16 protein-coding genes are annotated in these 22754 nt (G+C 63.9%); 11 read left to right on the top strand and 5 right to left on the bottom strand.

Annotation, left to right across the window (positions count from 1 at the left end; translation table 11 throughout):
• Nucleotides 1-28: 28 nt before the first annotated feature.
• Complete coding sequence (locus ACGYK4_RS05705; protein WP_394455528.1) at nucleotides 29-3445, bottom strand: indolepyruvate ferredoxin oxidoreductase family protein; 3417 nt, start codon at nucleotides 3443-3445, stop codon at nucleotides 29-31.
• A 169-nt stretch (nucleotides 3446-3614) separates the two neighbouring features.
• On the opposite strand from ACGYK4_RS05705, the gene ACGYK4_RS05700 reads away from it, so the two are divergent.
• Nucleotides 3615-4526, top strand: coding sequence for a LysR family transcriptional regulator (locus ACGYK4_RS05700; protein WP_067260717.1), 912 nt, complete (start codon nucleotides 3615-3617; stop codon nucleotides 4524-4526).
• Between the two features lie 283 nt (nucleotides 4527-4809).
• Complete coding sequence (gene purL / locus ACGYK4_RS05695) at nucleotides 4810-6969, top strand: phosphoribosylformylglycinamidine synthase subunit PurL (RefSeq protein ID WP_394455527.1); 2160 nt, start codon at nucleotides 4810-4812, stop codon at nucleotides 6967-6969.
• A gap of 211 nt (nucleotides 6970-7180) precedes the next feature.
• On the opposite strand, the gene ACGYK4_RS05690 is transcribed toward purL, so the two are convergent.
• The gene (locus tag ACGYK4_RS05690; protein WP_394455525.1) at nucleotides 7181-8440 is read right to left on the bottom strand and encodes a VWA domain-containing protein; all 1260 of its coding nucleotides are present in this window, start codon (nucleotides 8438-8440) and stop codon (nucleotides 7181-7183) included.
• Nucleotides 8441-8445: 5 nt separating this feature from the next.
• Nucleotides 8446-9354, bottom strand: a complete 909-nt coding sequence (locus ACGYK4_RS05685) for an AAA family ATPase (protein ID WP_394455523.1) — start codon at nucleotides 9352-9354, stop codon at nucleotides 8446-8448.
• A 185-nt stretch (nucleotides 9355-9539) separates the two neighbouring features.
• Between ACGYK4_RS05685 and ACGYK4_RS05680 the strand changes: the two genes are divergently transcribed.
• From ACGYK4_RS05680 to ACGYK4_RS05645, 8 genes are all read left to right on the top strand, one after another.
• Entirely contained in the window at nucleotides 9540-10559 is a 1020-nt protein-coding gene (locus tag ACGYK4_RS05680; protein WP_394455521.1) for a glycosyltransferase family 2 protein, read from the top strand.
• Entirely contained in the window at nucleotides 10556-11182 is a 627-nt protein-coding gene (locus tag ACGYK4_RS05675; protein ID WP_394455519.1) for a sulfotransferase, read from the top strand. The genes ACGYK4_RS05680 and ACGYK4_RS05675 overlap by 4 nt, the downstream gene beginning before the upstream one ends.
• A complete protein-coding gene (locus ACGYK4_RS05670; protein ID WP_394455517.1) occupies nucleotides 11182-13536 on the top strand; it encodes a glycosyltransferase family 2 protein in 2355 nt (784 codons plus the stop codon). Before ACGYK4_RS05675 ends, ACGYK4_RS05670 begins: the two co-directional genes overlap by 1 nt.
• 3 nt (nucleotides 13537-13539) lie before the next feature.
• Complete coding sequence (locus ACGYK4_RS05665) at nucleotides 13540-14235, top strand: FkbM family methyltransferase (RefSeq protein ID WP_394455516.1); 696 nt, start codon at nucleotides 13540-13542, stop codon at nucleotides 14233-14235.
• A 143-nt stretch (nucleotides 14236-14378) separates the two neighbouring features.
• A complete protein-coding gene (locus tag ACGYK4_RS05660) occupies nucleotides 14379-15338 on the top strand; it encodes a phosphoadenosine phosphosulfate reductase (RefSeq protein WP_394455514.1) in 960 nt (319 codons plus the stop codon).
• Between the two features lie 46 nt (nucleotides 15339-15384).
• On the top strand, nucleotides 15385-16416 hold the full coding sequence (gene pyrC, locus ACGYK4_RS05655) for a dihydroorotase (protein WP_394455512.1): 1032 nt from the start codon (nucleotides 15385-15387) through the stop codon (nucleotides 16414-16416).
• A gap of 55 nt (nucleotides 16417-16471) precedes the next feature.
• Entirely contained in the window at nucleotides 16472-17149 is a 678-nt protein-coding gene (locus tag ACGYK4_RS05650; RefSeq protein ID WP_394455511.1) for an orotate phosphoribosyltransferase, read from the top strand.
• A gap of 150 nt (nucleotides 17150-17299) precedes the next feature.
• Nucleotides 17300-18799 carry a replicative DNA helicase gene (locus tag ACGYK4_RS05645; RefSeq protein WP_394455510.1) on the top strand — a complete coding sequence of 500 codons (1500 nt, stop codon included), beginning with the start codon at nucleotides 17300-17302 and terminating at the stop codon, nucleotides 18797-18799.
• A gap of 427 nt (nucleotides 18800-19226) precedes the next feature.
• On the opposite strand, the gene ACGYK4_RS05640 is transcribed toward ACGYK4_RS05645, so the two are convergent.
• Complete coding sequence (locus ACGYK4_RS05640; RefSeq protein WP_394455773.1) at nucleotides 19227-20534, bottom strand: alpha/beta hydrolase family protein; 1308 nt, start codon at nucleotides 20532-20534, stop codon at nucleotides 19227-19229.
• Nucleotides 20535-20634: 100 nt separating this feature from the next.
• Nucleotides 20635-21360 (bottom strand): sterol desaturase family protein, encoded by a 726-nt coding sequence (locus tag ACGYK4_RS05635; RefSeq protein ID WP_394455508.1) that lies wholly within the window; start codon nucleotides 21358-21360, stop codon nucleotides 20635-20637.
• A 129-nt stretch (nucleotides 21361-21489) separates the two neighbouring features.
• Here ACGYK4_RS05635 and alr point away from each other — a divergent pair, with 129 nt between their 5' ends.
• The gene (gene alr / locus ACGYK4_RS05630; RefSeq protein ID WP_394455506.1) at nucleotides 21490-22533 is read left to right on the top strand and encodes an alanine racemase; all 1044 of its coding nucleotides are present in this window, start codon (nucleotides 21490-21492) and stop codon (nucleotides 22531-22533) included.
• Nucleotides 22534-22754 lie beyond the last annotated feature (221 nt).

Raw genomic sequence — 22754 nt, 5'->3', positions numbered from 1 at the left:
ACCTTAAGGCAGAGATGTAACAGCGATATTACTCCGCCGCCTTCGCCGTGGCGGTGCCGCCCGCGCGGATCACCGCCAGCAGTTCCTCGCGGCGTTTTGCGGCCTTGGCCTCATTGGCTTGTTTGACCGGCCCGAATCCACGAATTTGCAGCGGCAGTTCGGCCAGCGCCACGATGGCGTCGCGGGTCTGGTCGGTCAGCTTTGGCAGCACCTCGGCCATATCGGTCTCATACTGCTTGATCAACGCACGCTCCATCTTGCGTTCGGCGGTATAGCCGAAGGGATCGAGCGGCGTGCCGCGCAGCCCTTTGAACTTTGCCATGACCCGCAGCGGCCCTTCCAGCCACTGGCCGAACTCACGCTTCTGCGGGCGGCCATTCGGCCCCATCTTCGAGATCAGCGGCGGCGCCATGTGGAAGGTCATGTTGAAGTCGCCATCGAACTGCGCGCGTGCCTTGTCGCGGCTGGTGATCAGCAGGCGGGCGACCTCGTATTCGTCCTTGTAGCTCAGGAGTTTATGATACCCCAAGGCCACCGCCGCCTTGACGTCGCGGTCCTCGATACCATTAAGCATCTTGGTGTAGCGTTTGGCCAACCCCTTGCCCTGATAGTCGGTCAGGTGGTTCTCACGGAAGGCGATCTTTTCCCCCAGCGATTTGGGCAGTTCGACCACATTATCGGGCTGGCTCACCTTCCGCGCGTCCTCAGGATAGAGCACGGCCCAGCGACCGATCTCGAAGGCGCGCTTGTTGCGCTCCACCGCCGCGCCGTTCATCTCGATCGCCTGCATCAGGCTCTCGAACGTCAGCGGCAGCAGGCCGCGCTGCCACGCGGCACCGAAGATCATCATGTTGGAGAAGATCGAGTCGGCCAAAGTTGCCTTGGCGAGATCAGAGGCATCGAACATCGCCACGTCGTCCTTCAGCCGCGCCTCAAGCGCGAGGCTCAGCCGGTCGTAGGGCATCTGGAACTCGGTGTCGCGGGTGAAGTCGCCGGTGATGATCTGGTGCGAGTTCACCACGGCACCGGTGCGCCCGGCGCGGGTCAGCCCCAGCGTCTTGTGGCCAGCAGAGACCACCAGATCGCCGCCGATCAGCGCATGCGCCTCCCCGGTGGCCACGCGGATCGCGCTGATGTCTTCGGGGCGTTCGGCCAGACGGCAGTGGATATGCACCGCACCGCCCTTCTGGGCGAGGCCCGCCATCTCCATCATGCCCGCGCCCTTGCCGTCCAACTGTGCCGCCTGCGCCAGCAGCGCGCCGATAGTCACGACGCCGGTGCCGCCCACGCCAGTAATAACGACGTTATGGGTGCCGTCGATCTTCGGCAGATCGGGCATCGGCAGGTCGGGAATGCTGAGATCGGTGGTCGGATCTTTGCGGATCTTGGCGCCTTCCAGCATCACGAAAGAGGGGCAGAACCCGTCGAGGCAGGAGAAGTCCTTGTTGCACTGCGACTGGTCGATGGCGCGCTTGCGGCCGAGCTCGGTCTCGTTCGGCACCACGGCCACGCAGTTCGACTGCACGCCGCAATCGCCGCAGCCCTCGCAGACGTCTTCATTGATAAAGACGCGCTTGTCGGGGTCCGGGAACAGCCCGCGTTTGCGGCGGCGGCGCTTCTCGGCAGCGCAGGTCTGGATGTAGACAATAGCGCTGACGCCCTTGTGCTTGCGGTAGGCCTTTTGCACGTTCGGCATCTCGGCCCGTTCGTGGATTTCGACACCCTTGAAGCGTGTCAGGTCTACGTCTTCCTTCTGGTCGTAGACAACCGCGACGTTCTTCACGCCCATCCCCTTCAACTCTTCGACGATGCGGTAGGCGTCAAGGTCGCCTTCGTTGTGCTGCCCGCCGGTCATGGCAACCGCATCGTTGTAGAGAATCTTGTAGGTGATGTTCGTCCCCGCCGCGATGGCAGCACGAATGGCCAGCACGCCGGAGTGGTTGTAGGTGCCGTCACCGAGGTTCTGGAACACATGCTCGGTATTCGAGAACGGCGCCTCCCCGATCCAGTTCGCGCCCTCGCCGCCCATATGGGTAAAGCCCGTGGTCTCCCGGTCCATCCACTGCACCATATAGTGACAGCCGATGCCCGCATAGGCGCGCGAGCCATCGGGCACTTTGGTCGAGGAGTTATGCGGGCAGCCCGCGCAGTAGTACGGCAGGCGCGCGGCGATATCTTCGGCATTGTCCGAACGGCGCGCCTCGTTCAGCGCTTCCAGCCCGGCGCGGATGCCATCGGTCTCGCGCCCCTCTTCCAACAAGATGCCGCCGATCTTCTCGGCAATCAGGATCGGGTCGAGCGCGCCGCGGGTCGGGAACAGTTCTTCGCCATGTTCCATCCCCGCGCCACCCTTGTGCCAGCCGTAAACGCGGCGGTGGGTGTCATTGAAGAGCGCTTCCTTGATCTGGATCTCGATCAGTTTGCGTTTCTCTTCGACGACCACGATCAGGTCCAGACCATCGGCCCAATCGTGGAACCCCTGCATGTCGAGCGGAAAGGTCTGGCCGATCTTGTAGGTCGTGATCCCCAGACGCTCCGCCTCGTTCTCGTCAATGTTCAACAGGCTCAGCGCATGGACCAGATCGAGCCAGTTCTTGCCCGCCGCGGCAAAGCCGATCTTGGCCCCGCGCTTGCCCCAGACACGTTTGTCCATCTTGTTGGCATGAGAGAACGCCTCGGCCGCGAAGCGCTTGTAGTCGATCATCCGCGCTTCTTGCAGGTGCGGCGTGTCGTTCAGACGGATCGAAAGCCCGCCATCAGGCATGTCGAAGTCAGGCGTGATCAGCTTCATCCGGTTGGGATCGCCGTTGACCACGCTGGTCGCTTCCACCGTGTCCTTCATAGTCTTGAGACCGACCCAAAGACCCGAGAAACGGCTGAGCGCCCAGCCGTAAATCCCATAGTCGAGAATTTCCTGCACACCAGCAGGAGACACGACTGGCATATAGGCATCGACCATCGCCCATTCCGACTGGTGCAATACGGTAGAGGATTCGCCGGTATGGTCATCCCCCATGGCCATCAACACACCACCATGGGGCGAAGTGCCCGCCATATTCGCATGGCGCATCACATCGCCGGTGCGGTCCACCCCCGGCCCCTTGCCGTACCACAGGCCATAAACGCCGTCGTATTTGCCCTCCCCGCGCAGTTCCGCCTGCTGGCTGCCCCAAAGCATAGTCGCCGCGAGGTCTTCGTTCAGACCCGGCTCGAAGCGCACGTTGTAGTCAGTCAGGAACTTCTGCGCGCGCTGCATCTGCAGGTCCACGCCCCCCAGCGGGCTGCCGCGGTAGCCGGTCACATAGCCCGCGGTATTGAGCCCCGCCGCCCGGTCGCGCGCCGATTGCATCATCATCAGGCGCACCAGCGCCTGGGTGCCGTTTAGCAGCACCGGGCTCTTGTCGAGGTCGAAACGGTCGTTCAGTGAAATCTTTTGCGTCGTCATGGCGGGCCCTCCCTAGCACGTCAGTCTTGCATGATTGCCCGGATTATAGGTCACAGTTGCTGACCTGTATAGCAGTTATTCCGCAACGGCAGTCCCGCAGGCGACGGTTTGTGCTGTTTTCTCCCGGCTATTAAGGTAGGAGAAAGGCTGGGCAAGGAAAGTACGGGCCATGGATTGGGACAAACTCAGAATTTTTCACGCCGTGGCCGATGCGGGGTCGCTGACCCATGCGGGGGACAAGCTCAACCTGTCGCAATCCGCCGTCAGCCGACAGATTCGCGGGCTGGAAGAGCAGCTTAACACCAACCTCTTTCACCGGCATGCGCGCGGGCTGATCCTGACCGAACAGGGGGAGCTTTTGTTCGACGCAACCTCGGCCATGGCCAAACGCCTTGACGCCGCCGCGGCGCGCATCCGTGACAGCGAAGAAGAGGTTTTTGGCGAGCTGCGCGTCACGACAACGACCGGTTTCGGCACCCTCTGGCTGGCCCCGCGCCTGCCCAAACTCTACGAGCAATATCCCGACCTCAAAGTCGACCTGATGCTCGAAGAACGCGTGCTCGACCTGCCGATGCGGGAGGCCGACGTGGCGATCCGCATGAAGGAACCAAGCCAGGCCGATCTGGTCCGCAAACGGCTGATGTCCGTGCGCATGGGCCTCTACGCCAGCCCGGAATACCTCGAAAAACACGGCACGCCCGCGCGTATGGAGGATATGACCGATCACCGGCTGATCTGTCAGAACACCGACAGCGATCAGGTCGGCGCGGGGCTGCAACTCGTCAAAGAGTTAATGATGTACGACCTGCGCTCGCTCTTGACCGTGAACAACTACTTCGGCGTGCTCCAAGGCGTGGTGCACCATCTTGGCCTCGGCGTGCTGCCCAATTACCTGATCCAAGACTTCCCCCATATCGTGCAGGTCATGCCCGATATCGAATCCGCCGAAGTGCCGGTCTACCTCGCCTACCCAGAAGAACTGCGCCAATCCAAACGCGTCGCCGCCTTCAAGGATTTCGTTCAGGAAGAGATCATCACCTACCGCAAACAATGGCGCGAACGGGTGGAGGGCGAAGGCTAAACCGCAGCTTATGGCCAGCCATGCAATAGGCGCATATCGGCCATGATGACTTGCGATGTTAAATAGCCTTGATTTGGGCAGCCCTGCCTCCTATTTCACCATCATGAAGATTGACAGCCTGAGGGCGCGTCGCTTCATACCTCCCTGTTGGACTTGGCCGAGCTTTTAGCTCGGCCTTTTTTTTGGCCCATCGCCTTCTTTCAGGCCGCAGGCGGCCAAAGCCACTTCCCCCCCGGCACTTCCCCTTGTATGAGGGCGCAAACGCGCCAGCCGGGGAATTTCCATGCAAGATCCAGCCATCACGCCCGACCTTATCGCCAGCCACGGGTTCACCCCCGAGGAATACGCCGAGGTCGTCAACATCCTCGGGCGCGAGCCGAACTACACCGAGATGGGCATTTTCTCGGCCATGTGGAACGAACACTGCTCCTATAAATCCTCCAAGAAATGGCTCCGCACTTTGCCCACCGACGGCCCCCAAGTGATCTGCGGCCCCGGCGAGAACGCGGGCGTGGTCGACATCGGCGATGGCCAAGCGCTGGTTTTCAAGATGGAAAGCCACAATCACCCCTCCTACATCGAACCCTACCAAGGTGCGGCCACCGGCGTCGGCGGCATCCTGCGCGATGTCTTCACCATGGGCGCGCGCCCGATCGCCGCGATGAACGCGCTGAGCTTTGGCCGCCCCGACCACCCCAAGACACGCCAGCTTGTGCACGGTGTCGTCGAAGGCGTCGGCGGCTATGGCAACTGTTTCGGCGTGCCAACCGTCGGCGGCGAAGTGCGTTTCGACAAAGCCTATGACGGCAACTGCCTCGTCAACGCCTTCGCGGCGGGCCTCGCCGATGCCGACAAGATCTTCTACTCCGCCGCCTCCGGCGTGGGCATGCCCGTGGTCTACCTCGGTGCGAAAACCGGCCGCGACGGCGTCGGCGGCGCCACCATGGCCAGTGCCGAATTCGACGACACCATCGAAGAGAAACGCCCAACCGTTCAAGTCGGCGACCCCTTCACCGAAAAGCGCCTGATGGAAGCCACGCTCGAGCTGATGGCCACCGGCGCCGTGATCTCGATCCAAGACATGGGCGCTGCGGGCCTCACCTGCTCTGCCGTAGAAATGGGCGACAAAGGCGGTCTCGGCGTGCGTCTCGACCTTGAAAAGGTTCCGACGCGCGAGCCGCATATGACCGCCTATGAAATGATGCTCAGCGAAAGCCAAGAGCGGATGCTCATGGTCCTGCGCCCCGAGCTTGAGGCCGAAGCCAAAGCCGTCTTCGACAAATGGGACCTCGACTTCGCCATCGTGGGCGAAACCCTCCCCGAAGACCGCTTCCTCATCTGTCTCGATGGTGAGGTCAAAGCCGACCTGCCGCTGTCGAAACTCGCCTCCACCGCGCCCGAATACGACCGCCCTTGGGTGGAAACACCCGCCGCCGCCGCGCTGACCGATGCGCCCAGCATCGACCCGATCGAAGGCCTGCGCGCCCTGATCGGCTCCGTGAACCACGCCTCCAAAGACTGGGTTTACGAACAATACGACACGATGGTCATGGGCGACACGGTCCGCCTGCCCGGCCTCGGCGCAGGCATCGTGCGGGTGCATGGCACCGACAAGGCGCTGGCCTTCACCTCCGACGTGACCCCGCGCTACGTCAAGGCCAACCCCACCGAAGGCGGCAAACAGGCCGTCGCCGAAGCCTACCGCAACCTCTGCGCCGTGGGCGCCAAACCGCTGGCGACGACCGACAACCTCAACTTCGGCAACCCCGAAAAGCCCGAGATCATGGGCCAATTCGTGGGCGCCATCAAAGGCATCGGCGAGGCCGTGGGCGCGCTCGACATGCCCATCGTTTCCGGCAATGTGTCGCTCTATAACGAGACCGACGGCAAGGGCATCCTGCCCACGCCCACCATCGGCGCGGTCGGCCTGATCGACAGCCTCGATCAGGTCATCAGCAACCAATTGCGCGACGGCCATGTGGCTATCCTGATCGGCGCGACTGGCAGCCACCTCGGCCAATCCGCCCTGCTCGCCGAAGCCTTCGACCGGGCCGAGGGCGACGCCCCCCATGTCGACCTCGCCACCGAACGCCGCCACGGCGAATTCATCCGCGCCCAAGCCAGCCAAATCTCCGCCTGCACCGACCTCGGCGACGGCGGCCTCGCCCTCGCGGCCTTTGAGCTGGCTGAAACCGCAGGGATCGGCGTCGAAATCGAAAGCGAAGACACCGCCACCCTCTTCGGCGAAGACCAAGCCCGCTACCTCGTCGCCTGCACCGCCGACGCCGCGGAAACCTTGATCGCCGCGGGCAAGGAAGCGGGCGTAGCGGTCACCGCCGTCGGCGCCTTTGGCGGCGACAAGATCAGCTTCGGCAACACCTCCGCGCTCCTGTCGGACCTGCGCACGATCTACCGGACCACTTTCGCCCAGACCTTCGCCTGAACCTCTGGTTTCGGAGCCGCCCTTGCTTGAGACCAAACGGTCGCGCGCAGGGCGGCGGGGCAAGCTAAATCGCCGAGGGGCCCCTTTAGGGGATACGGCTATTTCGCTTGAACCGACGACAGGCGGGTGACAGGCCGGGATCAATCAGGGGAGGGTCCGAAACCCCTCTGGTTTTGGAGAGACCCGCAGCCCTCCGCCTGCCCCTCATTGGCTAAACCTCTGCGTTCAACCCCGCCAACATCCGCGCCTTCTCCCCCACATCATCGGGGCGCGAGATCGCCTCGGCCAGCGCTTCCAGAGACGCAATCGAATGCCCGGCGCGAAAACTATCGACATGGGGCAGCATCGCACGAATGCCCGCCGCCTTGGCCGCGAAACCGTCCCAACGAAGCAGCGGGTTCAGCCAGATCACCCGCCGCGCGGTCAGCTGCAACCGCTGCATCTGCCGCGCCAATTCCGCCGGGTCGTCCCGGTCCAGCCCGTCGGTGATCAACAAGACCACCGCCCCCTGCCCCATGACCCGCCGCGACCAGTCGCGATTGAAGGCCGCCAGCGCCGCGCCGATGCGCGTGCCGCCCTCCCAGTCCTGCGCCTGCGCCCCCGCCGCGGCAAGCGCCGCATCCACGTCGCGGGTGGCAAGATGGCGGGTGATATTGGTCAGCCGGGTGCCAAAGGTGAAACCGTGCACCTGCGCCCAGCCTTTGCCCTTGCGGTTGGCTACCGCATGCAAAAAATGCAGGATCACCCGGCTGTATTGGCTCATCGAGCCGGAAATATCGCACAGCACGACGAGGTTCGGATAGCGCGCGCGCGGTGTCTTCCGATAAAGCCGGTCCGCCTCTCCCCCCCGCCGCAGCGCCGCTTTCATCGTGCGCGCCACGTCGATCCGCCCCCGCGCCGCCGCCACATTGCGGCGGCTCGGCATCGGCGGCACCGGCAAGTCGAGCTTGGCCAACATCCGTTTCGCCTCAGCCATTTCCGCAAGGCTCATCTGTTCGAAATCCAATGTCCGCAACCGCTCCCGCGCGGACATGGTCAGGCTCGCATCCACCTCGACGAGGGTCTCCTCGGGCTGAGGCGCGTTTTCCCGCTCCGGTGCCTCCGCCCCGTCCAACAGGGCCTCCGCCGCACGTTTCTCGGCTGGCGTGGCGGGGCGATCCTCTTGGACGCCGCGGATCGCAGGCAGCATCGCGGCCATCATATGCTCCAAATACCGCGGGTCACGCCAATAGAGCCGGAATATCTGCGCAAAGACCCGCGCCTGTTCGGGGCGGCTTACGAAACAGGCGTGGAGCGTCCAATAGAAATCGCGGCGGCTGGTGAAGCCCACGGCGGCGACGGCCTCCACCGCCTCTACCACCCGCCCGGGCCCGATTGACAGCCCCGCCCGGCGCAGGGCGCGGGCGAAATGGGTGATATTCCCGGCCAGCTTGGGGTCGTCCGGCAGGTCCAAAGGCAGGTCTTCGGCCATCGCGCTCAGGCAGGCGCCAGCGATGCGCGGGCCTGATCGAGAATGCGCGCCGCCTCAGAGCCTTGCAGCTTGGCGATGTCATCTTGATACTTCAGCACCGCCCCCAGCGTATCGGCGATAACCTCGGGGCTCAGCGTGGTGACATCCAAAGCCAGCAGGCATTTCGCCCAGTCAATCGTCTCCGCCACGCCCGGCTTCTTGAAGAGATCCTCGGTCCGCAAATGCTGGACAAAGGCCACCACCTCGCGGCTAAGCGCCTCTGCCGCCTCAGGCGCACGGGCAGCAAGGATCGCCATCTCGCGCGCCACATCCGGGTAATCGACCCAGTGGTAAAGACAGCGGCGTTTCAGCGCGTCATGCACCTCACGCGTGCGGTTCGAGGTCAGGATCACAATCGGCGGCTCGGGCGCGCGGATCGTGCCAAGCTCGGGGATGGTCACCTGAAAATCGCTCAACGCCTCCAACAAGAACGCCTCGAAAGGCGCATCGGTGCGGTCCAACTCGTCGATCAGCAGCACCGGGGCGCCCTTCTCATCCGGGCGCAGCGCCTGCAACAGCGGGCGTTCGATCAGGTAGTCGTCGCTGAACAACTCCTGCGTCAGCGCCCGCCGGTCCGCACCGCCGCCTGCCTCCGCCGTGCGGATCGCCACCATCTGAGCGGGAAAATTCCATTCGTAAACCGCGCTAGAAGCGTCGAGCCCCTCATAGCATTGCAACCGGATCAACCGCCGCCCCAGACCGGCAGCCAGCGCCTTGGCGATCTCGGTCTTGCCGACGCCCGCCTCGCCCTCCAAAAACAGGGGCCGCCCCAGCGTGAGGCTGAGGAAAACCACGACCCCAAGCGCGCGGTCGCAGACATAGCCCTCAGCGCTCAGCATCTCTTGGACCGCGTCGATCGTATCAATGTTTTTCATGGCCCCAGTGGTGCATTCCCACCCCGCCCCGTCAAGAGGGCAGACCGCGCGGCGGCAGATTGACGGGATTTCCCCGCGCTGGCATAGTCCTGCGCAATAAACGACGGCTTCCGGCAACAAGGGGGCCACAGGGGCGGATATGGGACAGAGCATTATCATCGCGATCCGGCGCGGCGGGGTCTGACATGCGCATCACCGCTGTCACCTGCGTCAAGAATGAAGGCCCGTTTTTGCTGGAATGGATCGCCTTCAACCGGGTGATCGGGGTCACGGATTTCCTATTCTACTCCAACGCTTGTAGTGATGGCACCGATGCCCTGCTCGACGCGCTTGCCCGCCACGGTATCGTCACCCATCTGCCCAACCCGGCCACCAATCGAAACTACCAGATGCAGGCGCTCAAGGATGCGCGGCGTCACCCCATCGTCACGCAGGCCGATTGGGTCTGGATCGCCGATGTGGATGAGTTTCTGAACATTCATGTCGGCGACCACCGCCTGCCCGCCCTGATCACGGCCTGCGGCAACCCGCAGGCGATCTCGCTGCATTTCCAGTTCTTCGCCAATGGCGGGATCGAGGATTTCACCGACGCCCCTGTCATCGCGCAATTCACCCATAGCCATAACCCCGACATCTGCTGTGCCGATACGGCGATTGAGGTTAAGACCTTGGTTCGGCACGACTTTCCCTTGGGCTACTACGGGGCGCACCGGCCTTTCCACGACGACACGAAGCACCAGCCGCATTGGACCGATGGCGCAGGCCGACAGGTGCCTAAGCCCTTCCGCAGTGCCGCCACCAAACGCCGCATCCGCGCCTTTCCCGCCCGCGGCGCACGGCGCTTTGCCACGCTGAACCACTACGCGCTGCGCTCGCTCGACAGCTATCTGGTCAAGAACGACCGTGGCGACGTGAACCGCGAACACCGCGCTTTTGATGACAGCTATTGGCGCGACCGGAACGATGCAGCTTGGGAGGATCGCTCGATCCAGCGCTACCTGCCCGCCTTGCACGCCGAAATCGACCGCCTGAAAGCGCTGCCCGGCGTCGCCGATCTGCATGCCGCTTCCGTGGCCGCCCACCGCGCGCGCCGCGACGCGCTGCTGACCGATCCGAGCTACCGCGAAATGCAGGCCCAACTGCGCGCAGCCAGCCCGTTCTGCGCCGCCGAGGCCCGGATCCGCGCCGAGATCGGCCTCACATGACGGGGCCGCGGATCGTCAACCTCGGCCTGCCCAAGACCGGCACCACCACGCTCACGGATGCGCTGCGCCACGCCGGGCTCAAGGTCGCGGATTGGCGCATTCGCAAGGGCCAAAGCAACTCGCCCGAGATTACCGGCGCGCATGTAGGGCGGATCATCTATGCCGATTACTTCGCCAGCGGCGACCCGCTGGCGCGGCTGCATGAGTTCGACGTGATCAATGAGATGAGCGCCGTGCGCCATGACCGCAGCCTTTGGCCGCAGACCGATTGGGGTGTGCTGAGCGCCATCCAGCACCACCACCCCGAGGTCAAGTTCCTACTCTCGCACCGTGATCCGGCCAGAACGGCCAACAGCATGATGCGCTGGAATAACCTGGGCCGCCGACGCTTGCCACAGGCCGATGTGCCGGGGCTGCCCCGCGGCTTTGGCCGCGACGAGGCCGAGCTTGCCCGGTGGATCGCAGGGCATTTCAGCTTCTGCCGCCGCGTCTTCACCGGCTGTGCCAACTTTCTGGAGTTCGACATCGAAGACCCCGAGGCGCGCAACAAGATCGCAAATTATCTTGAGATCGACTTGCCGTGGTGGGGCCAAAGCAACACCGGCAAGGCGGAGGCCGGGTGATGCGGCTGACCCTCTTCATCGGCCCGACCGAACGCGCTGCCGCCCGGCTGCGCAACATCCTGCAACAGCAAAAGGACGCGCTGCTCAAGCAGGGGGTTCTGGCCGCCGATTGGAACCACGTGCGCCTCTATGCCGCCTGCGCCGCCCCGGAGGCGGTGGGGCTGCTACGGCACCGCCGCGGCTTGGACAGCCCCCTGATCGGCACCACCCTGCGCGATGAATTTCACGCGCTGATCCCCCATGAGCTGGCCGCGACCCGCGCCGATCATGTGGTGCTGAGCGCGGCGCAACTGGGCAATCTGCTGTCCCGGCCCGAGGAGCTGCGCGCCCTACACGATCTGCTGCGCCCCTATTTCGACGACATCCGCGTGGTCGCCCATCTGGATGAACAGGCGCGGACGCTGGTTGCGCATTACGGATTTGCCGTGGCCGAAAGCCGCCGTCATCCGCTAACGCAGGAACTGGCCTTGGCCGAGCGCGACGACTGGTGGCATGGCGCGCTTGCCCAGAGAGAGACCACGCCGGACTTCGGCCTTTTCCCCGAGGTGCAAGCCCCTCCCTTTTGGCTCGATTATAAAGCGCTGCACGCCCATTGGGCCGCCGCCTTCGGCGCAGAGAAGATCACCTTTCGCGCCCTCGACCTGCCCCATCTTATGTCTAAGGCCGGGGCCGGCGAGATCACCGAAAGCCTCGGCCTTTCCACGCCCCTCGGCCCCGTCGATCCCGGCCGCGCCCTCGCAGCCCTGCCCGCGCCTTGGCTGACGCGGATGCGGCAGTTCAACAATGTGCTGATCCGCTACCAACAGGCCCATGACCTCGCCTGTCCGCGCAGCACATGGAGCCAGATGTTGCAAGCGCTGCAAATCGGCGGCCCCGTGATCAAACCGGGGAGCCTCGCCGCGATCTCCGACCATTTCGCCCGCGACAACGCAGCGCTCATCGCCCGTTTTCCCGGGCTGGATCAGGCGCTTACCCCCGACGCGCCGGAGGCCCCGTGGCAAGAAGCCGACCCCCAGTTCGGCTTTCGCGCCACCCAATACCTCGCCGCCTTCGCCCACCGCATCCGCAGTACCGCGACCCCGCTCGCGCAAAAACGCGCTGAGACCGAGGAGGCCCGCCGCTCTGCCGCGAGGTTCGAGGCGCTGTTGCACGATCCCGACGCCCCCGAAGAGACGCGCGCCGCCAATGCCCGGCTCCTCACCCGGCTGAAGGTCAACCACGAAACCATCCTGCGCGGCCCCTTCCGCCCCCACAACGGCGCAGCCCCTGCGGGCGAAGACCAACCCGCGCCCGCCTACACCGCCGTGCCCCCGCGCGCATTGCCGCCCGGCAACAGCGGCAATGTCATCGTCGCCTGCATGAAGAACGAAGCGCCCTATATCGTCGAATGGGTGGCCTATCACCGCGCCGTGGGAATCGATAACTTCCTGATCTACACCAATGATTGCAGCGACGGCACCGATGCCGTTTTGGGACGGCTGCAAGATATGGGCATTCTCCAGCACCGCAACAACGACGATTGGAAAGGCAACTCCCCCCAACAACACGCGCTGAACCAAGCTCTGGAGGAACCGCTCGTCCGTCAGGCGGAATGGATCGCGCATATCGATGTGGACGAATTCGTCAACATCCGCACCGGCAACGGCAGGCTCGAAGACTTCTTCGCCGCCGCCCCCGAGGCCACGAATATCGCGATGACGTGGCGCCTCTTCGGCCACAACGATGTGACCGCCCTGTCGGAGGCCCCCGTGATCGGCCAATTCGACCACTGCGCGCCGAGCTTTTGCCCCAAACCCCATACCGCATGGGGGTTCAAAACGATGTTCCGCAACCTCGGCGCCTATGGCAAACTGTCCTGCCACCGACCAAACAAATTGGACGAGGCCGCGGTATCCGAGGTCAAGTGGGTCAACGGTGCGGGCCACGACATGACGCGCGACGCGCTGCGCAATGGCTGGCGGTCCTCGCGCAGCAACATCGGCTATGACCTGCTACAGTTAAACCATTATGCCCTCCGGTCAGCCGACTCCTTCCTTATCAAACGCCAGCGCGGGCGCGCCCTTCACGTCGACCGCTCCATCGGGGTCAACTATTGGATCCGGATGGACTGGAATGACCACCGCGACCTGTCGATCCAGCGCAACCTGCCCCGCCTGCGCGCCGAGATGAACCACCTCCTCACCGACGCCCAACTCCGCAAACATCACCAAGCGGGCCTCGACTGGCACCGCGCCAAGGCCGAGGAACTGCGCCAGACACCGGAGTTTCGTGATCTCTACCGCCAAGCGCTTAACATCAAGTTAACCGCAACCGAACGCGCTGCCTATGCCCTTGCCCTCGATATGGAAAGCTGACCCGTGACACAGGCCGCGCCCCCGTCTGAACCCAATTTCATCCACTCCCGCGGCATGAAGTTTCCCGACGATCCGGCGATCCTGCACGGGCGGATCCGCAAGCTGCTGCGACAGAACGCCTATGAAGCCAAGGAGAGTGAGGCCGCGCTGCGCGTCGTCCGCGAAGGCGACAGGGTGATCGAACTGGGCGGCGGGGTTGGCTATATGTCGACGCTGGTGGCCAGCAAACGCAATGTCGCCTTGGTCCATAGCTTTGAGGCGAACCCCAACCTCATCCCCTATATCCGGCGGGTCCACGCAGCCAACGGGCTGTCCAACGCCCATGTCACCAACGCGATCCTCGGCCCCGCCCCCGGCAAGGCGGATTTCTATGTGCGCGACCGCATCCTGTCGTCTTCCCTGACCCGTTTCAAAGACGAAGACCCACCTGAAACCCATCAGATCGACGTGCTCGACGCGGCCCAAGTCTTTGCCGATCTCACCCCAAACGTATTGATCTGCGACATCGAAGGGGCCGAGGTCGATCTGATCCCCAATCTGCCCCTCGACACCCTCCGCGCCGCGATCATCGAATTGCACCCGCAATGGATCGGCCCCGAGGGCGTCAACAAGGTCTTCGCCGCCTTCATGCAGGCAGGCATGGCCTATTATCACCGCGGCTCGCACAACAAAGTCGTGGCTTTCCGCCGTAGGTGGTAACGCCCCTCCGACAGCCGCGCCCCCGGAAAACCGTCACATTCTCTTCAATTTCTCACGGATTTTCCGCATTTTCGCCCTAATATCCAGCTACACCCAGCTGAAACGGCGGTTCTGCCCCGCCCCGACAAGCCCGAGGATGCCCGATGCCGCGCGAGACGCCCACGATCGAAAGCTCACTGGCCGATATGCCCAAACGCAAATGGCTGCGCGCGATTGAGGCCGTCGCCGAAGAAGACGGCTATTTCCAATCTCTGGGGAAAAGCCACTTCTCAGCCTTCATCGAGCGTGAGACGACCCTGCTCGTCACCTTCGAGACCTATCAAGGCATGCATGCGCTCTCTGACAAGGCGCAGCCCTTGGGCTGGGACATGGTGCGCAATCATGATTGGTCGCATCTGTGCCTTGCCAGCGACGGAGACACATGGTTCCGCGCCGAAGAGGTCTATGCCTATTTCGACCGGCTGATCGACGACGGCTTCTTCGACGAATTCGATCAAGTGCTCTTCTATGGCGCGGGCCCCTGCGCCTATGCCGCCGCCGCCTATTCCGTGGCCGCCCCCGGCGCGGCGGTGGTGGCGATCCAACCGCAGGCCACGCTGAACCCGCGCATCACCGAATGGGATGACCGGTTCGCCGATATGCGCATCCTCGATTTCACCTCCCGCTATGGCTATGCGCCCGATATGCTCGAAGCCGCCGAACGGGTCTTCGTCCTCTACGATCCGCGCGAGAGGCTCGACGCGATGCATGCGGCGCTCTTCACCCGCGCCAATGTCACCAAATTGCGGATGCCCTTCATGGGCGATGCGCTGCAAACCGACCTGCTAGAGATCGACCAACTTGACCCGCTGCTGCAAGCCGCCGCCGAAGGCACGCTGGACGCAGCCCGCTTCGCCGCCCTCTACCGCGCGCGGCGCGATTACCTACCCTATCTGCGCAACCTCAGCCAAGCGATCAACACCCAAGGGCGCGAACTGCTGCTCGAAGCGCTCTGCGCCAATGTCTCGGCCCGGATGAAAGCCCCCCGCTTTGCCCGCCGCCTCGAACGCATCCGCGCCAGACGCAAGGCCCGCGTGGCCGAGGCCGCGAACGCCACCGGATAGGTTTTCAATCTGGCGCGCGGCCCCGCTCTGTGCTAGCCCCGCGCCCATGACACAAAGCCTCACGATCCGCCGTCCCGATGACTGGCACCTGCACCTGCGCGACGGCGACATGCTGCGCGCCGTGGTCCCGCACAGCGCCCGCGATTTTGCCCGCGCCATCATCATGCCCAATCTCGTGCCCCCCGTGGTGACAGGCACCCAGGCTGCCGCCTACCGCGACCGGATCATGGCCGCCCTGCCCGAGGGCGCGGATTTCACGCCCCTGATGACCCTCTACCTGACCGAGGAGACGGACCCCGACGATGTCGCCCGCGCCCACGCCGAAGGGCTGATCCACGCCGTCAAACTCTATCCCGCAGGCGCCACCACCAACTCCGCCAGCGGCGTGTCGAACTTCGACAATGTCGCGCCGGTGCTCGACCGGATGGCCGAAATCGGCCTGCCCCTTTGCACCCACGGCGAGGTTACCGACAGCGAGGTCGACATCTTCGACCGCGAAGCCGTCTTCATCGACCGTGTGCTCGACCCGATCCGCCGCGCCCACCCCGCGCTGCGCGTGATCATGGAACATATCACCACCGCCGAGGCCGCCGACTACGTCCGCAGCAACGACAGCGGTCTTGCCGCCACGATTACCACGCACCACCTCGTGATCAACCGCAACCACATCCTCGCCGGCGGCATCCGCCCGCATTATTACTGCCTGCCGGTCGCCAAACGCGAGACCCACCGCCGCGCCCTGCGCCAAGCGGCCACCTCCGGCGATCCGCGCTTCTTCCTCGGCACCGACAGCGCGCCCCATACCGATGGCGCCAAGCTGCAGCCCTGCGGCTGCGCGGGCTGTTTCACCGCGCCCAACACACTGTCGATCCTCGCTCAAGTGTTCGAAGAAGACGGCGCGCTCGACAAGCTCGAAGCCTTCACCTCGCTCAACGGCCCTGCCTTCTATGGCCTGCCCCCGAACGAGACACAGATCACCCTGCGCCGCAAAGCGCCCCAACACCTCGACAGCATCGACACGCCCGACGGCCCGGTCACGGTCTTCGACCCCGGTTTCGATCTGCACTGGACCACCTGATCTTCATCCTTTCTTAAATACCGCTCCGACCTCTCCCCACCCAAGGACGCCTGCCATGATCCCCACCAGCCACCCAAGCCCCCAAGAAATGGCCCGCCTCACCGCGCGCATGTTGCTGGAGATCGGCGCGGTGCATTTCAACGCGGAGGAGCCCTTCACGCTGGCCTCGGGTCTGCCATCGCCCACCTATATCGACTGCCGCAAGCTGATCTCTCACCCGCGCATCCGGTCCACGCTGATGGATTTCCTCGCCGTCACCGTCATGCGCGACGCGGGCTTTGAGGCCTTCGACAATATCGCCGGGGGCGAGACGGCGGGCATCCCCTTTGCTGCCATGGTCGCCGAACGGATGGCCCTGCCGATGACCTATGTGCGCAAAAAGCCCAAAGGCTACGGTCGCAACGCGCGGATCGAAGGTGAAATGACGCCGGGGCAACGCGTGCTGCTGGTCGAGGACCTGACCACCGATGGCGGCTCGAAACTCAGTTTCGTCGACGCGATTCGCGAAACCGGGGCGACCTGTGCCCATACGGCGGTGATCTTTCACTACGGCATCTTCCCCCAGACCGAAAAGACCCTTGGCGACCATGGCGTTACGCTCCATGCGCTCTGCACATGGTGGGACGTGCTGGCCGAGGCCCGCGCCCAAGGGGCCTTTGACGCGGCCACGCTGAGCGAGGTCGAAGCCTTCCTGAACGCCCCGCGCGATTGGCAGGAATCCCGCAAAAGTTAACCGAATTTTCGCAAGATGTTGACCGAAGGCCCCACCACAAGGCAAAATGTGGTGGGGCCTTTTGTCGGTAAAGATATCCACAAAAGATACAATTTGCGCCGGACGAACCCACTGGCTATGAGGTCCATCTGGGTAGAAATGGGTGAGGTCATGAACGAGATTACATCGCTGAACGCGAACCAATTGGCCGTGCAGGCACCGGAATCGATGCCGCATTCGATCGAGGCCGAACAGCAGCTTTTGGGCGCGATCCTGACCAACAATGACGTCTACGACCGTGTCGCCTCGGTCATCGGGCCCAAGCACTTCTACGAGCCGGTCCACGCCCGCATCTTCGACATCGCGGCCCAGCGGATCGCCAAGAACAACCTCGCCTCGCCGGTCACGCTCAAGGCCTTCATGGAGGACGATGATGGGCTGAAGGAGCTGGGCGGCCCGGCCTATCTCGCCCGCCTCGCCGGTGCGGCGATCAGCGCCTTCGCCGTACGCGACTACGCGCAGATGATCTACGACCTCGCCGTGCGCCGTGATCTCATCCAACTGGGTCGCGACATCTCGGCCAAGGCAGCACAGGTCGACGTCTCCTCCGAGCCGCGCGAGCAGATCGTCGAGGCCGAGCAGGAGCTTTACAAGCTAGCCGAACAGGGTCAGGTGGAAAGCGGTTTCCAGTCCTTCCTGAAGGCCGTCACCGACGCGGTGAACGTGGCAAATGCCGCCTACCAGCGTGACGGGGGGCTTTCGGGCGTCTCCACCGGTTTGATCGACATGGACAAGAAGCTGGGCGGGTTGCACCGCTCTGACCTTCTGATCCTCGCCGGGCGTCCTTCGATGGGTAAGACCTCGCTCGCCACCAACATCGCCTTCAACGTGGCCAAGGCCTACAAGCGCGGGATGAAGCCCGACGGCACCGAGGGCGCCATCGACGGCGGCGTCGTGGGCTTTTACAGCCTCGAGATGAGCGCCGAACAGCTTGCCTCGCGGATTCTGTCGGAAGCCGCCGAGATCCCCAGCCACCAGATCCGCTCGGGCGACATGACCGAGGCCGAGTTCCGCCGTTTTGTCGACGCCGCCAAGGCGCTCGAGGCCTGCCCGCTGTTCATCGACGACACGCCTGCCCTGCCGATCAGCCAGCTTGCCGCGCGCGCACGGCGCCTGAAGCGGACCCACGGGCTCGACGTGCTGATCATCGACTACCTGCAGCTGGTGCGCGGCACCGGCAAATCCGAGAACCGGGTGAACGAGATTTCCGAGATCACCATGGGTCTCAAGGCCATCGCCAAGGAACTCGACATTCCGGTGATCGCCCTGTCGCAGCTCTCGCGTCAGGTGGAAAGCCGCGACGATAAACGCCCGCAGCTCTCGGACCTTCGGGAATCCGGCTCGATCGAACAGGACGCCGACGTGGTGATGTTCGTGTACCGCGAGGAATACTACAAGGAGCGCGAGAAACCCGGCGATCACGAGCTCGACAAGATGGCGGTCTGGCAGGAAGAGATGGAGCGCCTGCACGGCCGCGCCGAGGTGGTGATCGGCAAGCAGCGTCACGGGCCCATCGGCACGGTGGACCTCAGCTTCGAGGGCAAGTTCACCCGCTTCGGCAACCTCGTGCAGCCTTGGCAGCAGGGCGGCGGGGACGATCAGGAGTTCTGAGGGCTGGCGCCTTCCGTTTCCCCTGACCAGCGATCTTAAAGAACTTAGGGCCATCGCCTGCCCGCGGGTGGGCGATGCAACAGAAGTTCGGTACCACTTTATCCTTCAACCATGATGTGCGTTCCGCGAGGTCTCACCCAGCCTCGCCAAATCGCCTACCCGGTCGCACCAAAGGTGCGCCGATCATAATCCGGCACGCCTCCGGCGTGACAGGGCGGGCAGGCGATGGCCCGGCGCCTGCGGCTTGATTCCGGGCTGCGTGGCAACCTCGACTGGTGCTTTTGCCGCCATGATCGGTCTTAAGGAACGCCATGCCGAACTTCACCTAGTAGCCCCCCTTTCGCCAAGCAGGCTATGGCCCGGCGCCTGCGGCCTGAATCCGGGCCCGGTGGCAAAAGGGCCCGGCAACGCTACCGGGCCACGCGTTTCACTCTGCCGCCGATTTCACCTCATACATCAGCCCCTTGGCGGTCCCCTCCGGAAAACCCTTCCAGTAGCTGTGGTCCTCCTTCTCGGTCCCATCCTCCTCGACCGACCAGACGCCGTCGTTCGAGTTCTCTACCAGATCGAGATAGGCGGCCTTGGCCCCCTCACCCTTCAAATGACTGTCCATCCACGCGGTCACGAAATGCTGCGCGATATTGTTCATCCGCGCCGTGTCCCAGACCGCGTCGGTGTAATGCTCGGAAATGTTGAAGCCCTTGTCCTCGCTAAAGTAATAGGCCTCCTCCGGCGCGGGCATGGGCGCGCCCGCGTTGTGGCCCGCGTTCATGTAGGTCAGCAGCGCGCGGTCTACGTTCGAGGTGTTCTCCCAGATCGCCCGGATGCCGTTCTCGTAGAGCGAGGTATCGTCCTGCGAGCCTGCGATGAACAGCATCGGGATCTTCACGCCCGCCAGCCCCTCTGCATCCCAGAAGCCGCGGTTCATGCCCCAAGGGCCGAAAGCCACGGCGGTCTTGATGCGCGGATCGGGCAGCGCGTCATGCGTCTCCGACCCCGCCTGATGAATGCCCAGCGTTCCAAGCGGACCGCCCCATGTATAGCCAACCGATGCCTCCGTCACCCCGCCCCCGGCGGTGATGATCGCGCCGTAGCCGCCCATGGAATAGCCGATCAACCCAGTGTTCTCGGCGTCATAGAGCCCCGCGAAATCACCGCCCTCCGCGGCCTTCTGCGCCATCTGCTCTAGCACGAAAAGCTGGTCCAGCGAGCGGTTCACCAGCGTCGAGCCAAAGGCCGCCTGCGTGCGGTAGGTGCTGTCGGTATGGTCGATCGAGGCCACGACATAGCCCTTGGAGGCGAGGTTCTCTGCCAGATGCGACATGAGGTACCGGTTGCCCGGATAGCCGTGGCTGATCAGTACCAGCGGGAAGGTCTCGCCCGTCGCCGGATCGACGTCGCGCATGGCCTGCCCCTCAAGCGTGACCTCTGTGGTGCCGTCGCGGAGATAAGTCTTGAAGGAGGTCTCGCCCTCCGCCCCCACGGCGGCGGGGTAATACATCTCAACCGTGAGCGGCCGGTCATAGCGCGGCATCTCCTCAGGCTTGTCGGCGGCGGGGTCGATGGCGAGGATGTCGATCTGGCCTGGGTTGACCATCTCCAAAGTGCGCACCCCCACGGCATGGTCGCCATAAGCCGCAAGTTCGGGCGCATTCGGCAATTGCCGGTCGATCCGGTTTTCCGCCTGCGCCGCGCCAGCGGTAAGGCCCGCGGCAAGCAGGGCTGTGGTGGTCATATGTCGGTGCATGGTTCGTCCTCCCTTGAATTGGGCCAAGCCTACCCGCGCCACGGGGACAGGCAAGCACCCTTCGGGTAACGTCACGGAAGTTTCACACCTACCCCCGCGCGGCTCGGGCCACTTCGGCCTCGCTCAGCCCGTATTTCCCAGCGAACCGCGCTCGGGCGGCCAGCAGTCTTGGATCGTCGGGCTGCATCCCCAAGGTGCGGATAAAAGCCACCCGCTGCTGCTGTTTCAAAGCCTCGGTGTCGATATCGGTGCCCATGGCCCGGTCAATGATCTCCCCGCCCGGGCTGACGTGGAACCACTTGTTGAAGTCGCGAAAGTGATGCTGGTTGTGCAGCCGGGTGACATGCAGCTCCACCGCCGTTTTCGGCACCGTCAGATGCGCCGTCATGTGAAACCACTCATAGCCCAAAAAGGTCAGCACCCCGCCCAAGGGCACGATCGCCGTGGCGATCCAGATGCTGGCCTCAAACCCCAAAAGCGCCGCGATGCCCCAGACCAGAAGGAAATTCCCCACGAGCATCGGCAGCGCGACCCAGACCGGCACGAAGAACAGCCCGTGATTGGTCGGGAAGTCATGGTGCCCGTAATGCGCGCGGTACAGCAGATCGAAGGCCCACTGCCGCTTGGGCGGGGCAAGGTGAAAGACATGCCGGTGCAGGTTATACTCATTAAGCATCTGCGCCGCGACCCCCAGCGGCACCAGCGCCCAGCACCACAGCGGCGCCCCCCAAAGCATCGCAACAAAGGCCACCACAGCGGCCAGCGCCATGAGCGACACGCCCGCATGGCCGAAGATGATCTTGATCCGTGACATCCGTCTGACCTCCCCATCCTGCGCATCCGGTAGGCAAAACTGTAACAAATCCCCCGCCTGCCTGTCGCGCATGACGTTAGGTGCCCTTGGCCGCTTGACCTCCCCCCTCATTCCGGCCCACATCCGCGCATGAGCAAAGCGACCCTGACCATCGACCTACAAGCCATCGCCGACAACTGGCGCGCCCTCGACCGTATGACAAAGGCCGAGACCGCCGCCGTGGTCAAAGCCGACAGCTATGGGCTGGGCGCCGCCCGTGTGGCCAAGACTTTGGCCGAGGCCGGTGCGCGGCAGTTCTTCGTGGCCCTGACCGAAGAGGGCGTGGCCCTGCGCCAAGCCTTGGGCGAAGGCCCGGTGATCAATGTCTTTTCCGGTCATATGCCGGGCGATGCAGAGGCGATTGCCGGTGCCGCGCTGACGCCGATGATCAACTCGACAGAGCAGCTGTTGCGCCAGTTTGAGACCCTTCCCGGCCATGCTTTCGGCATCCAACTCGACAGCGGGATGAACCGGCTGGGGATGGAGCCTGCGGAATGGGCAGCCCTGCGCGACATCGCGCTGAGCCAGAACCCCACGCTCATCATGTCGCATCTGGCCTGCTCGGACGCGCCGGATCATGAAATGAACGATGCGCAACTGCGCAGTTTCAGCGACATGACCCAAGGGGTCGAGGTGCCGCGCTCGCTCTCCGCCACGGGGGGCATTTTGTTGGGGCCGGAGTATCATTTCGACGTCACCCGCCCCGGCATCGGTCTTTACGGCGGGCGCCCTTTCACAGAGGCGCGGCCCGTGGTCACCCTCGACGTACCAGTGATCCAGAGCCGCAGCGTCACCCCCGGGGAGACTGTGGGCTATGGCAACACATGGACGGCGGAGAGCACCGTGACGCTCGCCACCGTGGCCGCGGGCTACGCCGACGGCCTTCTGCGCGCGATGGGCAATGCGACCAGCACCGCCTGCTTCCAGCATGAGAGTGTTACCCTGCCCATCCTCGGGCGCGTCTCAATGGACCTGATCACGGTGGATGTCTCCGCATTGGAGGAGGTGCCCGCGACCTTGCAACTGCTGGGGCAAAGCCAAGGCGTTGACGATTTGGCGGATTGGGCGGGCACGATCGGCTATGAGGTGCTCACCTCTTTGGGCGCAAGATATGCGCGAAACTACGCCGGTTAGGTCGGCGATTTTCCCCGCGTCGCAGCACGCCGCCGCGAAAGATGCTGCGCGACTCACTGCCATTTCCCCATGGTACGCATCGTCCCTGCCCTGCGCTGCCGATCACGAAATTGCACTGCGCAGGCGCAAATAACTTCCGAAAAACCTGCGGTTGTGCCATAATCTTGGCAAAACTACGTTAAATCCTCAGCATAATCCCGCAGGGAATGGGAACAAAGAAG

The sequence above is a fragment of the Sulfitobacter sp. 1A13368 genome, assembly GCF_043557275.1.
Lineage (GTDB): Bacteria > Pseudomonadota > Alphaproteobacteria > Rhodobacterales > Rhodobacteraceae > Sulfitobacter > Sulfitobacter faviae.
The sequence above is the reverse complement of the archived record's forward strand: the minus strand, read 5'-3'. Positions and strand labels throughout refer to the sequence as shown.